This window comes from Williamsia sp. z34, from assembly GCF_059553395.1.
The window spans coordinates 75,500-89,725 of record NZ_JCANWW010000007.1 but is presented as its reverse complement, the minus strand read 5'-3'; the positions used below and the strand labels follow the sequence as shown (position 1 = coordinate 89,725).

The window sequence follows — 14,226 nt, the reverse complement described above, 5'->3', positions numbered from 1 at the left end:
GCCGCGTCATCGCAGAGCGATCTTCTTTCCCGGGATCGCCGCGATGAGTTCTCGGGTGTACTCGTGATGCGGGTCGTCGAAAACATCTGCGATGCGGCCGGTTTCGACGATCCGGCCGTTGCGCATCACCGCGACCCCGTCACTGATCTGCCGGACCACGGCCAGGTCGTGGGAGATGAAGAGGTAGCTCAACGAATGTTCTCGCTGCAGCTCTGCCAGTAGGTCCAGGATCTGCGCCTGGACCGACACGTCGAGCGCCGAGACCGGTTCGTCGAGAATCACCAACTGTGGATTGAGTGCCAGCGCCCGGGCTATCGCCACCCGCTGGCGTTGCCCCCCGGACAGTTGCGCCGGATGCCTGGACAAATACTTGTCCCCCAAGGCAACTCGGTGGAGCAGTTCGCGCACCTTCTCGCGCCGATCTCGTGCCGTCCCGATCCCGAAGGCCTGCAACGGTTCGGCGACGATCTTGTCGACGGTGAGCTTGGGATTCAACGAGGCGTACGGATTCTGGTGGACGAGTTGTACGCTGCGGCGTAGGGCACGCAGCTCTTTGCCGCGCACAGACGAGATCTGATGACCCTCGAACCCGACCGTGCCGGACGACGCGGTCTCGAGCCGGGCCACGATCCGCGCTGTCGTGGACTTACCCGATCCGGACTCCCCCACCAGCGAAAACGTCTGCCCCCTGGGCACATCGAACGAGACGTCGTCGACCGCGAGCAGCGAACTGCCGCGTCCGACGCGGAAGGTCTTCGACAGATTCCGAACCGACAGCAGCGCCGAAGCGGCTTCTGCGTGCCCGGGCCTGCGTGCCGACACAGCCGTCCCCGCCGTCATGCTCGGGACCGCGGCGAGAAGCTTGCGGGTGTAGTCGTGCCGAGGATCGGTGAGTACTTGCTCCGCGGTACCGGTTTCGACGATCCGCCCCTCGCTCATGACGACGATGCGGTCCGCTCGGTCGGCGGCAACACCGAGGTCATGGGTGATCAGGAGTACTGCCGCTCCGGTCGCGGCGATGCGCTCATCGAGATGATCGAGGATCCGGCGCTGCACCGTGACATCGAGTGCACTGGTCGGTTCGTCCGCGATGATCAGATCCGGCTCGCACGCCAGGGCGATACCGATCAGCACACGCTGCCGCTGTCCACCGGACAGATCCTGTGGATACTGCCGCATGCGGAGTTCCGGATTGTCGAGCCCGGCCTCGGTGAGAATGCGCAGCGCCTCGATCCGGGCCCGGCGCCGGTCGGCCCGGCCGTGGATGCGCAGCACCTCGGCCACCTGCTCGCCGATCCGGGTCACCGGGTTCAACGACGTCGTCGGATCCTGCGGCACCAGCCCGATATGAGCGCCACGGATCTTCTCCAGCGCCCGCTCGGGCGCGTTGTCGATCCGGTTCCCCTTGAAGGACACCGTCCCGGCCGTGATGCGCCCGGTTCCCGGTAGCAGCCCGATGATGGCGTGGGCGGTGGTGGATTTGCCGGACCCGGATTCACCGACGATGGCGACGACCTCGCCGGGTGCGACCTCGAGGTCCACCCCATCGACCGCGGCGTCGGCGTCGGATCCGTACTGAACGTGCAGACCTGAAATCTTCAGCACCGGTGGTGGATTGGTCATCGAACCCCGCCTCGATCAAGATGATGGCCGACGCGGTGGGCCGAGAGCACGACCGCGATGATCACGAGTCCGGGAAGGGTGGTCATCCACCACGCGACGGCCAAATAGTTGCGGCCTTCGGCGATCAACGATCCCCACTCCGGTGTCGGTGGCGCGGCACCGAATCCGAGGAAGCTCAGCGCAGAGACCGCCAGGATGGCCATGCCGAACTCGACTGCGGCCAGGGAGATCACCGGTGCGTACGAGTTGCGCAGGATATGCCGAAAGAGCACTGTCGGCCGGCGGACGCCGGAGGCAAAAGCGGCCTCGACATACGTGGCACGGCGGACCCGCAACACCTCCGAACGCGTGACGCGGGCAAAACTGGCGACCATCGCCACCCCGACCGCGATCGCGACGTTGACCGTCCCGAAGCCGAGCGCGGTGACCAGCGCCAAGGACAGCAGCAATGCCGGAATCGACAGCAGCACATCGACCACCCTCATGAGGACCGCGTCGACGATGCCGCCGATCGAACCGGACAGCAAACCGATCAGCGTGCCCACGACCAGCGCGATCCCCACCGCCAACAACGTCGCGGTCAAGGACAGTCCAGATCCGTGCACCACCCGGGTGTACACGTCCCGACCGATGTTGTCGGTGCCGAACCAATGCCGGGCGCTCGGTGCCTCGAACTTGTCCGCCGGCACACCGGTCAACGGATCACCACTGGCGAACACCGAGGGAAAGAGTGCGAAACCGATGACCAACAGCAAGACGATGATCGCCAACGCCGGCACCGCATGCCGCAGTATGTTCCGTACCCCGAAACGACGGCGTACGGGACGCTTGTCCGGCGGGCGTGCCGCCTCGGCCTCGCGGGCCCGGATCTCGTTGTCGGCGAGGACGAGGTCAGACATGCGCGGCCTCCCTCTCGGTGGTGCCGGACGCCGGGGCGTCGCTGGACGGCGGCTTCTTCCGGAACGTCTCGACGATCCTCGGGTCGATGAGTGGGTACAGCAGATCGACGACGAGATTGATCACGACATATGCCACCGTCGAGAGCACCACGATGCCGAGCACGACCGGGATGTCCTGGGCCATCACCGACGTCTGCATCAGGCGGCCGACCCCGGCCCGGGAGAAGACGGTCTCCACAACCACCGCGCCGGCGATCAGATTGCCGATCAGCACGCCCGCGATGGTCAGCGCCGGGATGCTGGCCAGCCGCACGACATGATGCGTCACGACCCGGAACCGGCTCGCCCCCTTGGCCTGTGCCGTTTCGACGAACGGCTGCCGCCAGGTGGTGCCCATACTCGAGGCGAGGACCTGGGCGATCACCGCACCCGTCGGCAGAGCCAGCGTGATCGCCGGCAGCACCAGAGTCGAGAAGCCACTGTCCCCGAACGCCGGGAAGAGGTGCAGGTTGAACGAGAAGGCCTGCAACAACATCAGCCCCACCCAGAACGTCGGGACCGCAACCCCCAACGGCGGCAACGCCTGCAGTGCAGTACGCAACCACCCGGCCCGCGTATAGGTGGTCGCAAAGGCGATCAGCCCACCGAACAGCAGCGCGAGGGTCAACGCGGACAGTGCCAGTGCCAGCGTGTTGGGCACCGCGTCGCCGATGGCGGTGGTGACCGGCTGCCCCGTGGAGATCGAGGTACCGAAGTCGCCGCGGACCGCGTGGGTGAGCGAGGTCCAGTACTGCGACAACAACGACTCGTCGAGTCCGTACCGGGCCTGCAGATCCGCAACGGCCTGCTGATCTACCGGCGTCGCCGAATTGCCCTGTACGGCAATGCTGACCGGATCAGACGGTAGGGCGAACAGGATCAGGAAGGCCACCGTGAACGATGCCCAGAGCACGCCGACCGCCTGCAGCGCCCGCAGTCCGACATAGCGGATCACGATCAGTTCCCGGAGATCCAGGTGTCGAAGAACACGAGTCTGGCCGAGGCGTCGAACTTGAGGTCTTCTGTCGTCGATCCGATGCCGATGACCTGGGACAGTTCGGTCGTCGGGATCCAGAGACCGTCCGAGATGACCTGTTCCTGCGCGGTGGCGAGCAGGGCGCCGCGCTGCGCTGTGTCCGTCGTCGCGAGCTGCTCGGTGAGGGCCTCATCGAGCACCGGGATCGGGCCACGTTGATTCAGGTTGCGGCTCTCGAGTCCGAAGGTCGTTCGCAGGATGTCTCCGTCGGCGCGAGTGCTGTTGTAGTACAACGCGTCGTAGTCTCCGCTTGCCTGCAACGCGGTGAACTCGGCATTCGACAGGAGACCGAGTTGCAGATCCACCCCAACGGCCTTCAGCTGCTGTTGGACCAACTCGAGAATTGCCTGATTACCGGTGAACACGGCGCTGAACGACAGCGTGAATGCGAGCTTTCGTCCATCTTTCTCCCGGATTCCATCATCACCTTCGTCCCACCCTGCCTGGTCCAGAATTGAGCGCGCCTTGTCCTGATCGAAGGTCACCTCCGACGACAGGTCGGTGTACCCGGGCGTATTCGCGGCCAGGGCGGTGGTGGCCACATTGAAGTCGTCGCCCAATACGGTGTCGACGAGTTCCTGTCGGTTGATGGCCGGGATGATCGCCTGCCGCACAGCCGGATCGGAGAGGACCCCGCGGGTGACATTGGGCTGGAATCCGAACGTGATGCCCGGGTTCGGCGTGGTGAGGACCTGGCCACCGACCGCTTCGATCTGCGGCGCGTCCTGGGGCAGCGCATCACTGACCGCATCGAGCTGGTCGGAGGACAGCGATCCGGTGCGCACGCCCGACTCCGGGATCACGGTGAAGTCGATGCGATCGAGATACGCCTCGCCGGTATGGGCGAAGACCGGTGAGCTCCAGTTGTAGCCGGTGCGCTTGACCAGCGACACCGACCGGTCCTGCTGCCAGTCCGCGTAGGTGAACGGCCCGCTGCCGATATTGGTCCCGAGGCACCGCTCTTCGACGGTCTGGGCGATGGTGGCGTCGGCCTGCAGACCGAGCTGCGAGGTCGATGTGGCCTGCAGGAACTGCGCGTTCGGTGTGCTGAAGTCGATCTTCGCCGTCAGCGGGTCGACCACGGTGGTTCCGATATAACCGGACAGATAACTCGAGGCCAGCGGGGTTTTTGCGGCGCCCAGGGCGAGGATCGAGTCGAAGTTCTTCTTCACGGACTCCGCGGTGAGCGGCGTGCCATCACTGAATGTGACACCGTCGCGGAGCTTGAACGTGAACGATTTGGCATCCGGGCTGATCTCCCAGCTCTCCGCGAGCCACGGCGTGATGTCGCCGGTTCCCGGATCCTGGTCGGTCAGGGAGTCGACCACCTGGCGGGTGACATAAATCGTCTGGTTGGTGGCGCCCTGAGCGGGATCCGAACAGGTCGGCGCCCCGGACAATCCGTAGCGCAGGGTTCCACCCGGCGTGGCGGGGCCGGCGTCGCCCTCGCCGCCGGAGGCGTCGGACCCGCAGGCACTGAGCAGGGTTGCTGTCATCAGCGCCGCGCCGAATACGGCGAGTAGCGGTCGGGACACACTTGCATTCATCGATTTCCTTCGTCGATCCTGGCGGTGGCACGCTTCTGCGGCGAAGCGGCGGCTGCTTCACCCACTGTCAGCTCACTGATGAGGTTAAACCGTTGCGCCCCAATATCTTCAATAAAATCAGGTTGGTTTTGAACCAACTCGATCACGCCACACCCTGGATATCCCTGTCGCGCTTTGCGACTTCCTCACGAACGATCGGAATCACATACCGGCCGAAGTCGATCGCGTCGTCGAGCAGGTCGTAGCCGCGCGCCGAGAGGATCTCGATCCCGAGGTCGTGGTATTCGAGCAGCGCGGCCGCCACCGTCTCCGGAGAACCGACCAGCGCATTGGAGTTTCCGCCGCCCCCGGTCGCTTTGGCCGTTGCCGTCCATCCCGCGGCTCCGAACCGCTCGATTGAATCAGCGATCTCCAGCAGACGCTGAGAGCCGGCGTTCTGAGGCGATGTCAGAGAGAATCCGCGTGGGAATTGGGCGGCGCCGGCTGCCCGGGCATTGAGCTGACCGAGTATCGATTCGGCCTTCTGCCAGGCCAATTCATCGGTCGGTGCGATGATCGGCCGAAACGCGACCTGTAGCCGCGGGCGCTTTTGTCGACCTGCGGCTTTCGCGGAGGCGGTGATCGACGCGATCTGCTCGGCGGTGTTCTCGAGGGGTTCACCCCACAGCGCGTAGATGTCAGCCTCCGCGCCACCTACCGCATAGGCGGCCGGCGACGACCCGCCGAAGGAGATGTCGGGCCGTGGCTGCGCCACCGGGAAGACATCGGAGACGAAGTCGTTGAACCGGTAGTGGGTGCCGTTGTGGTCGAACGGTTCGCGGCTGGTCCACACCTTCTTGACGATCTGGATGTACTCACGGGTGCGTTCGTACCGCTGGTCTTTCGTCAGGAAGTCACCTTCCCGCTGCTGTTCGGTGTCGTTGCCGCCGGTGATGAAGTGCACCGTCACCCGTCCCCCGGAGATCTGGTCGAGGGTGGCGAAGGTCTTGGCGGCGAAGGTCGGGTACGAGACATTGGGACGGTGCGCCAGCAGGATCTCGATGCGGTCGAGGTTGCTTGCGATGTACGAGGCCGCCGCCGCGGGTTCCGGAGCACCGGCGCCATAGGCGAACAGGATCCGGTCCCACCCGAAATCCTCGTGTGCACGAGCGAGTTTGAGTGTGTACTCGCGGTCGAACGAACCGGCGGTGGTACGAGGGTGGGTCTCGGTGCCGTCATTCGTGGCTGCGATCCCCAGGAACTCTACTGGCATGGTTGTCCTTTTTCGAAGTGTCAGAGGAAACGTGTGGACGTGCGGCGGCCGACATATGTCGACGGCGGGATCCGGGTCGGGGCAGTCACGACAGCACCTCCAACGCGGTGGGAGTGGCGATCGGGCGACTCGGGATCTCGCGCCGCAGCACCGGGGCGATCTCGGACTGGAAGAGTTCGAGCGAGTCGCGGTGCTGGGCATTGCTCAGGCCGCCGGCGTCAGCATGCAGATGCATCACCTCATGGCCGAACTTCTCGTGGTACCGCAACACCTTGTCGATCACCTGTTGTGGACTTCCGAGTAGTAGCGAGCTGCGTTCCACAGCGTCTTCGAGGGTCGGAAACACCAGAGGCAGACCGAATGACCCGATTCTCGCCAAGGTGGCATCGAAGATCGGGCGGTAGGTGTTGATCGCATCCTGCGAGTTCTTGGTGGCGTAGTACCCGGCCGATCCGGCACCCACAAGAGCATCCGCCGGGTCGTGCCCGTATGCCGCCCACCGTGCTCGGTAGTGGTCGATCAATGCCGCATAGGGTTCGACCGGGTTGGTGACGTTGGCAGAGAACAGCGGATCCCCGTAAAAGGCTGCCAGGTCGACTGATTCACGGCTCGTGGCACTACCGTGCCAGACGCGGATCTTCTTCTGCAGCGGGCGGGGCAACGCCTCGGCGTCGATCAACGACGGACGGTACTTGCCGGTCCAGGTGACCGTGTCGTCCTCCCACAGTCGCCGGAACAGTTCGTAACCTTCGCGGTTGCGCTCCCATTGGTCGGCCTCGGTGACTCCGAACAGCTTGGCCTGCGCGGCGCCGTTACCCTTGCCGATCATCAGTTGCAGTCGACCGCCGGAAAGATTGTCGAGGGTCGAGTAGTCCTCGAAGGCGCGGACCGGGTCGAGCAGACTGAGCGTTGTCACCGCGGTGAACAGCGCGATCGTCGAGGTCCGTGCGGCGATGTTACTGAGCACAACCGGTGGCGACGAGGAGATGAACGGCCTCTCGTGCCGCTCGCCCACCCCGAAGCCGTCGAACCCCAATTCCTCTGCGAGGACCGCATTGTCGATCACTTCTCGAAACCGCTGCGCCGGGGACACGGTCTCGCCGGACAACGGGTGGGGCGTGTGGGTGATCAGACTGATCAACAGAAACTTCACCCGGACTCCTGAACTGATGACATGACACAACCTTCATCGGTCCCGGCAGTAGCACCCGCACCCGCCGAGGCGGGGGGTTGCTGCGACGTCAGCGAGCCGGGTCTCTCAGTCGCTCTTGATGATCCTTGTGCACAGTAGGCCCGTGCTCACCCACCGTGGAACGGTTAGATTCAGTCGGGTTCAAACCCCCGGTCATCGATGACCCCGGGGTGCTGCAATGTCACACAGAACAAACGCGATCTCGCGCCCTGTCATCAGCAACGATCAGTTGCCGACCGTGCGCACTTGGGGTTCGGCAAGATGCTTGCACCCGCAACGACTTTTCGCCAACCCCCGCAGCCGACCGAGTCGGCGATCGACCAGGCGCCTATGCCGGCGGCCGCTGCAGGTGCTCGCGCACGTCAGCGAATGCCCGGCCCACCACGGCAACATCGCGCGTACTCAGCAGATCGAACATGTTTCGCCTGACCTCGGCGACATGTCCGGGGCTCGCCGAGGTCAGCTTCTGCATCCCGGCGTCGGTCAGTTCGGCCAACATGCCCCGTTTGTCGTCTTCGCATTCGACGCGGCAGACCCATCCGGCGTCCACCAGACGACCGATTGCCCTGGTGGCGCCGCTTCGTGTGGTGGTGATCGCATCAGCGAGATCCCGCATGCGCAGTCGGCGCTGCGGCGCCTCGGACAAGACGACGAGCAGTTCGAAGTCGGTGAAGGACAAGCCCGCATCCCGCGCGAGCTGCTGATCGAGCGTCCGCAACAGCAACCGGGTCGCATCCAGGTACGCGCGCCACGTCCGCTGCTCGTCCTCACTGAGCCACTGTGTTGGTTCCACGGTTCAGAGCATAGCCAAAGTAGTTGACAACGCAATCAGTTGCGGTACGCTACCAAAGTAGTTGACAACGCAACCATTTACCTCTGGCCACTCGAAGCGCACACTGGATGAAGACCCCCCGCACGGAAGGACCGGCCATGAGCACCGCCGACACCGAGGACAAGCGCTCGCAGGAATACGCGGGCAGACGTGAGGCGATCCGTGCCAGACACCTGGTACCCGCCGACTCCCGCCCGGCGTCCTCGGCCCGCGGTCTGCACCACACCGCACTGGTCAGCGGCGATGTCGAACGCACCGTCCGGTTCTACCAAGACCTGCTCGGGTTCCCGCTGACCGAACTCATCGAGAACCGCGACTATCCCGGCTCCTCGCACTTCTTTTTCGACATCGGCAACTCAAACCTCCTGGCGTTCTTCGACTTTCCCGGCCTCGACGTCGGGCCGTACCAGGAAGTCCTCGGCGGACTGCACCACGTCGCGATCAGTGTCGAACCGCAGTGCTGGAAACACCTGCGCGACAAACTGATCGACGCAGGCGTTGAACTCATCGAACACAGCGAGGTGTCGCTGTACTTCCGCGATCCCGATGGCGCCCGCCTCGAACTCATCGCCGATCCGCTCGGCGAGATGTACGGCTCGCACGTTCTCTAGGCACGACCTGTAGGCGATACCGCTCCACCCGAAAGGCCCCACCGATGACCACCGCAACACCTCCCACCCGATTCGACCTCCGCCGCGCCGACAGCCGCTTCAAGACCGATGCGGGCTGGCTCGACTCCAAACATTCCTTCTCCTTCGGCCACCACTACGACCCGGCCAACACCCACCACGGCGTCCTGATGGTCAACAACGACGACATCGTGTTGCCCCGGCAGGGTTTCGATACCCATCCCCATCAGGACATGGAGATCGTCACCTGGGTTCTGCAGGGTTCCCTGGTCCATCAGGATTCGATGGGACACAACGGCGTCATCTACCCCGGCCTGGCACAACGGATGAGCGCCGGCACCGGGATCATGCATTCGGAGAAGAACGACGTCTGGCGCCAGGACAGCGCGGACGAGACCCACGATCCGGTGCACTTCGTCCAGATGTGGGTTGTCCCCGACGAATCCGGGATCACACCGGGATACGAGCAACTCGAGATCGACCATGAATTGTTGTCCGGTGGATTCGTTCCGGTGGCCTCGGGCATGCCCCGGTACGCCGACCACTCCGCGATCCGCATCAAAAATCGTTATGCCACCATGCATGTGGCGCGCATGACCCCCGGGCAGCGTCCACTGACCCTGCCGGACGCTCCCCTGTTGCACGTCTTCGTCCCGCGCGGTGAGGTCGAGATGGAGAGCGTCGGGGAGCTCGGCACCGGCGACGCGGTCCGCGTCCACGGTGATGGCGGACAGCAGCTGACCGCCACCTCCGATGCCGAGGTCATCGTGTGGGAGATGCATGCCGCGATAGCGGCCTGAGGGAGTGGGCACGTGGACTCCGATCCGATGGGTACCTTCGCGGAGCGTTTCGAAGAGCAACGCAGCCGGATGCTGTCGGTGGCGTACCGGATCACCGGCAGTATCAGCGATGCCGAAGATGCCGTCCAGGAATCCTGGTTGCGCCTCGATGCGGCCGATAGCGACTCGATCGATGATCTCGGAGCCTGGCTGACGACCGTGGTCGGACGAATCTGTCTGGACCGTCTCAAATCCGCCGCCGTCGTCCGCGAAAAGCAGGTGGGCCAATGGCTTCCGGAGCCGGTCGTGACGCAGGTCGTCCCCTCCCCCGAGTACGACGATCCCCTGCACGCCGTCATCGCGGCAGAGGACAGCCGCTACGCCGCGATGGTGCTGTTCGAAACCCTCACCCCGGCAATGCGCGTTGCGTTCGTCCTCCATGACGGATTCGGCGTGCCCTTCGCCGACATCGCCGAGATCCTCGGGTCCTCGACCCCCTCGGCACGCCAACTCGCCTCACGAGCCCGCCGAATCGTCTCCGACCTTCCGGCCCCGGTCAGCGACACCGAACAGGCCGAAGCCGTCGGTCGTCTCGTCGCGGCGATGGCGGCCGGTGACATGGATGCGGTGCTGGCTGCTCTGGACCCGGACGCGATGGTCGTCGGCGACGCCAACCGCACCACCCCCACCGCGGTTAAGGCGATCCGCGGTGCCGCCGGCGTCGCCCGGTTCCTGTTCTGGCTCCTGCGCCGTTACGGGCCAGATGCGCTCGCCCTGCAGATCCCGGTGCGGGTCAACGGCGAACTCGGCACCTACTCCGCCGGCTGGGAGGCCGACGGCGATCGTCGCGCCTCACCGGCCCGGGTGGTCTGCTTTGTTGTCCGCGACGGCCTGGTCGTGTCCATCTACGACATCGCCGACCCCGCCAAGCTGTCCGCCATCGATGCCGCTCAGTTGGTGCCCGTCTCCGAGGCAGCCCCGTCGACGGCCCAGGGCACCCGGCACGAATCCGTGGAGAACCCCTGATCGGTGATGCCCAACGCCGCGTACATCCGGGAGCGCTGGTTCTCCAGTGAGATCTGGTAGGTCAGCTCGATCAGTCCGTCGACCCCGAATCGCTCGCGCAGGTCGTCGACCTGCTCATCGGTCACCGTGGGTGGCGTCGCGGTCACCGCGTCCGCGTAAGCGATCGCGGCCCGCTCATCGTCGCTGTAGGCCGGCGACGTCTCGTAGTCGGCGATCTGCCGCAAACGGTCGATGTCGAGGTCGTCGTGCTTCTGCAGCATCGTGCCGAAGTCGATGCACCAGGAGCAGCCGACCACCCAGGCCGTGCGGTACACCGCGATCTCGCGAATGTTCGGCGGCAACACCTTTGACGCCCGCTCGACCACACTCTCGTGCACTCCCGACGCCAGGAACAAGCCCCGGTGGTGTGCCAGGATCGCAAACGGCTCGGGCACCGACCCGAACCTTCGCGCGGCGTACCGGTACGCACTCTTGACGATCAGACCCGCGTCCCGCGGCGCCAGTGCTGGTATCCGTGCCATGTCTGTTCCTCCCAATCCTCGGCGCGGTGTGCGCCGCTATGGGGTAGACGAGACAGCCGGCGAAAACGTGACAGCTCGATGCGCCGACGAAAACCGCCCCCTGGCGGGACGCCGAGGGAAACCTGCCCTCCGAGGCTGCTCAGGGGGACGATTCAGACCGGCAGGTCGACCGAATCCGGTGCCCAGATGCGCTCGTAGTGATACGGGTCGAACGTTCCGTTGCGTTCCCGGAACGAGCGCCCGGTGCCGGGCCAGAGCAGGGTGAGCCGACGACTGGTCGGATCCAGATACCAACTACTGCACCCACTGAGCCACACCGTCGACGCACTGCGCTCGTCGATCTCCCGGGTGTAGGCCTGTTCGGCGGCAGCCGTCACCTCCACCGCGCGGGTACCGCTGTCGTTGAGGTGGTCGAGCGCACCGAGGACGTAGTCGATCTGGGTTTCGATCATGTAGATCGCCGAATTGTGGCCCAGTGCGGCATTCGGTCCGTCGAGGACGAACATGTTGGGGTAACCGCTGATGGCGGTGGACGCATACGAGACCATCCCGGCCCGCCAATGCTCCGACAGCCGTTCACCGTCGACCCCGATGATGCGGGTGGCGAACTCCGGGCGGGCCGCGGAGAAACCGGTCGCCATCACGACGGTGTCGAGTTCGTACGCCTTCCCACTGGCGGCAACCGCTCGGGTCCCGTCGAACTCTGCCAACGCGGAGGGTTCGAGCGTGACGTTCGGCCGGATCATGGTGGGATAGAAGTCGTCGCTCAACAGGATTCGCTTGCAACCGATCTCGTAGTGCGGCGTGAGGTCGGCACGCAGGTCCGGATCGGTGACCTGCGCATGGAGATGGCCCAGCGCCCGGTCACGGATCTGGTCGATGTCGGGGTGCAGGCCGCGGCGCTGCCCAAAAGCCTTGTCCGCCTCGGTGAACAGCTCCTCCCGGAGACGATCGGCGTTGGCCTTGACCTGTAACTCTTCACGCTCGGCCGGGCTGTAGGGCCGGTTGCCGCGCGGCACCACGTACGGCGCGCTGCGGGAGAACACCACCAGTTCCCCTGCGCGCCGCGCCAATTCGGGGACCAGCTGAATCGCCGAGGCACCGGTGCCGACCACGCCGACCCGAGCACCGTCGATCGGCGCGGAGTTGTCCCAGCGCGCCGTGTGGAAGACACTGCCCGGGTACGCATCCATCCCCGGGATCGGCGGAACGAGCGGGTCGGCCAGACGTCCCACCGCGACCACCAGTACGCGCGCCCGGAGTTCACCGGCCGTGGTCGAAACGGCCCAACACAGTTCGTCGGGCAGCCATTTCGTCTGGGTCACGTCGACGCCGAGATGCAGGTGCGGCAGCAGCCCTTCCTCCGCGGCCGCCTGCTCCAGATAGGTGTGGATCTGTTCGCCCGCGGCAAACAGCGATTCCCAGTCGCCCGGCGGACGGAACGAGAACGAATACACGTGTGCGGGCACGTCACAGGCCACCCCCGGGTACCGGTTGTCCCGCCAGGTACCGCCGACCGCGTTCTCCCGTTCGAGGATCACGAAACTCTCGTCGCCGCGGCGCGCGGTGCGGATCGCCATCCCGAGCCCGGCGAATCCGGCCCCGACGATCGCGACATCGACGTAGTCGGGCAGCGGGTTCGGCCCGGTCATGCAAAAACCCGTCGCAGGACGTCGCGACGATCGGCCGGAGCGCAGCCGTAGGGAGTGGTGCGCTGGCGGACGGACCGGCGCAGGTCCGCGGCCAGGCGGTCCACATCGGCAGGCAGCAACTGCCTGCCGCTCTCCGGGCCGGCGCCCGGCATCAGGGTCCCGTCGATCAGCACGCCCCCCACGTCGTCGGCACCACCGCGCAGGACCGCCATGAGCGCTTCGGCGTCGAGCTTGGGCCAGGCGGCCTGGACGTGATCGAACGACGCCTGCAGCATCAGCCGCGCCACCGCGTGCACCGCCCTCGTCTCCCGCAGCGACGGACCGCGGGTGGCCCGCTCGCGCAGATGCGGTGGAGCCAACTCCGGCAGCATCGGCATCAGGATGAGTTCGGTGAAACCGCCCGTACGCGCCTGGATCTGGCCCAACAGCCGCAGATGTGCCACCTGATGCTCCGGCCGTTCGAGGTGCCCGTAGAGCATCGTCGCGGTGGACTTGAGGCCGACATCGTGCGCGGTGGATATCGTCTCGACCCACGCCTGAACCGGCAGCGCCTGACCGGTCGGCGAGAGCGCTTCCCGGACTGCGTCATCGAGTATCTGCGCGGCGGTCCCGGGGACAGTGCCGACCCCGGCGGCGCGGGCAGACGACAAGAAGTCGCGGACGGTGATCCCGAGGCGGTCGGCGGCATCGATCACCTCCGGTACCCGATAGGCGTGCAGATGCATCTCCGGCGCGGCGGCCCGAATACGTTCGACCACCGTCAGGTAGTCGCTCGCCGGCCGCGACTGCGGCACCGGACCCTGCAGGCAGATCTCGGTGGCGCCGAGCGTCCAGGCTTCGACGACGAGGTCCTCGAGTCGCGGCGATGCGCCGAGGTCGAGCACGGCACCGGTGTCGAGGTTCCGGTTGGCAACAAAGGTGAGTTCGTCGCCGACCGCGGTGCGACGGGCAGAATCTGCCAGTTCACACAGTTCGTCCAGCTCGTCACCCTGCGCTTGCAGCAGCAGAATCCACTCGTCATCGTCGAGCGACGCCGAATTGTCGGCAACCCGGCGCAGCGCCGGCCGCACCGTGGACCCGGGGAGCCGAGTGTCTTCGGCCCAGGACCTTCGCATCGTCATCCTTCGACTCTAGAACCGGACCACGACCGGTGTTCGCCGCAGGTACACCTCAGACACCCGCCATCAAAGACGCCGGCC

The 14,226-nt window shown here is 65.5% G+C and carries 14 protein-coding genes and 1 riboswitch; of the genes, 3 read left to right on the top strand and 11 right to left on the bottom strand.

Annotated features, from left to right (window positions below; all coding sequences use genetic code 11):
• Window positions 1-6: 6 nt before the first annotated feature.
• The 8 genes from AC51GT_RS18115 to AC51GT_RS18080 all read right to left on the bottom strand — a co-directional run bounded on the left by AC51GT_RS18115 (window position 7) and on the right by AC51GT_RS18080 (window position 8,381).
• Window positions 7-1,623 carry a dipeptide ABC transporter ATP-binding protein gene (locus AC51GT_RS18115; protein ID WP_496329667.1) on the bottom strand — a complete coding sequence of 539 codons (1,617 nt, stop codon included), beginning with the start codon at window positions 1,621-1,623 and terminating at the stop codon, window positions 7-9.
• Window positions 1,620-2,522: an ABC transporter permease gene (locus tag AC51GT_RS18110; protein WP_496329666.1), complete on the bottom strand. Its 903-nt coding sequence runs from the start codon at window positions 2,520-2,522 to the stop codon at window positions 1,620-1,622. The genes AC51GT_RS18115 and AC51GT_RS18110 overlap by 4 nt, the downstream gene beginning before the upstream one ends.
• Window positions 2,515-3,516, bottom strand: a complete 1,002-nt coding sequence (locus AC51GT_RS18105) for an ABC transporter permease (RefSeq protein WP_496329665.1) — start codon at window positions 3,514-3,516, stop codon at window positions 2,515-2,517. The genes AC51GT_RS18110 and AC51GT_RS18105 overlap by 8 nt, the downstream gene beginning before the upstream one ends.
• Window positions 3,517-3,518: 2 nt before the next feature.
• Complete coding sequence (locus AC51GT_RS18100; RefSeq protein ID WP_496329664.1) at window positions 3,519-5,144, bottom strand: ABC transporter substrate-binding protein; 1,626 nt, start codon at window positions 5,142-5,144, stop codon at window positions 3,519-3,521.
• Window positions 5,141-5,290: a hypothetical protein gene (locus AC51GT_RS18095; protein ID WP_496327036.1), complete on the bottom strand. Its 150-nt coding sequence runs from the start codon at window positions 5,288-5,290 to the stop codon at window positions 5,141-5,143. Before AC51GT_RS18095 ends, AC51GT_RS18100 begins: the two co-directional genes overlap by 4 nt.
• The gene (locus AC51GT_RS18090) at window positions 5,287-6,396 is read right to left on the bottom strand and encodes an LLM class flavin-dependent oxidoreductase (RefSeq protein ID WP_496329663.1); all 1,110 of its coding nucleotides are present in this window, start codon (window positions 6,394-6,396) and stop codon (window positions 5,287-5,289) included. The genes AC51GT_RS18095 and AC51GT_RS18090 overlap by 4 nt, the downstream gene beginning before the upstream one ends.
• Before the next feature lie 85 nt (window positions 6,397-6,481).
• Window positions 6,482-7,549 carry an LLM class flavin-dependent oxidoreductase gene (locus AC51GT_RS18085; protein WP_496329662.1) on the bottom strand — a complete coding sequence of 356 codons (1,068 nt, stop codon included), beginning with the start codon at window positions 7,547-7,549 and terminating at the stop codon, window positions 6,482-6,484.
• A 30-nt stretch (window positions 7,550-7,579) separates the two neighbouring features.
• Window positions 7,580-7,674, bottom strand: a riboswitch (SAM riboswitch).
• A 242-nt stretch (window positions 7,675-7,916) separates the two neighbouring features.
• Entirely contained in the window at window positions 7,917-8,381 is a 465-nt protein-coding gene (locus AC51GT_RS18080; protein ID WP_496329661.1) for a MarR family winged helix-turn-helix transcriptional regulator, read from the bottom strand.
• Between the two features lie 137 nt (window positions 8,382-8,518).
• On the opposite strand from AC51GT_RS18080, the gene AC51GT_RS18075 reads away from it, so the two are divergent.
• The 3 genes from AC51GT_RS18075 to sigJ are packed head-to-tail and all read left to right on the top strand — an operon-like array spanning window position 8,519 to window position 10,854.
• Window positions 8,519-9,031: a VOC family protein gene (locus tag AC51GT_RS18075; protein ID WP_496329660.1), complete on the top strand. Its 513-nt coding sequence runs from the start codon at window positions 8,519-8,521 to the stop codon at window positions 9,029-9,031.
• A gap of 44 nt (window positions 9,032-9,075) precedes the next feature.
• Window positions 9,076-9,849 (top strand): pirin family protein, encoded by a 774-nt coding sequence (locus AC51GT_RS18070; protein WP_496327031.1) that lies wholly within the window; start codon window positions 9,076-9,078, stop codon window positions 9,847-9,849.
• Window positions 9,850-9,876: 27 nt separating this feature from the next.
• Window positions 9,877-10,854: an RNA polymerase sigma factor SigJ gene (gene sigJ / locus AC51GT_RS18065; RefSeq protein WP_496329810.1), complete on the top strand. Its 978-nt coding sequence runs from the start codon at window positions 9,877-9,879 to the stop codon at window positions 10,852-10,854.
• On the opposite strand, the gene AC51GT_RS18060 is transcribed toward sigJ, so the two are convergent.
• The 3 genes from AC51GT_RS18060 to AC51GT_RS18050 all read right to left on the bottom strand — a co-directional run bounded on the left by AC51GT_RS18060 (window position 10,779) and on the right by AC51GT_RS18050 (window position 14,148).
• Window positions 10,779-11,375 (bottom strand): carboxymuconolactone decarboxylase family protein, encoded by a 597-nt coding sequence (locus AC51GT_RS18060; protein WP_496329659.1) that lies wholly within the window; start codon window positions 11,373-11,375, stop codon window positions 10,779-10,781. The genes sigJ and AC51GT_RS18060 overlap by 76 nt on opposite strands.
• Before the next feature lie 152 nt (window positions 11,376-11,527).
• The gene (locus AC51GT_RS18055) at window positions 11,528-13,027 is read right to left on the bottom strand and encodes a flavin-containing monooxygenase (protein ID WP_496327029.1); all 1,500 of its coding nucleotides are present in this window, start codon (window positions 13,025-13,027) and stop codon (window positions 11,528-11,530) included.
• The gene (locus AC51GT_RS18050) at window positions 13,024-14,148 is read right to left on the bottom strand and encodes an FO synthase (protein WP_496329658.1); all 1,125 of its coding nucleotides are present in this window, start codon (window positions 14,146-14,148) and stop codon (window positions 13,024-13,026) included. The genes AC51GT_RS18055 and AC51GT_RS18050 overlap by 4 nt, the downstream gene beginning before the upstream one ends.
• Between the last annotated feature and the right edge of the window lie 78 nt (window positions 14,149-14,226).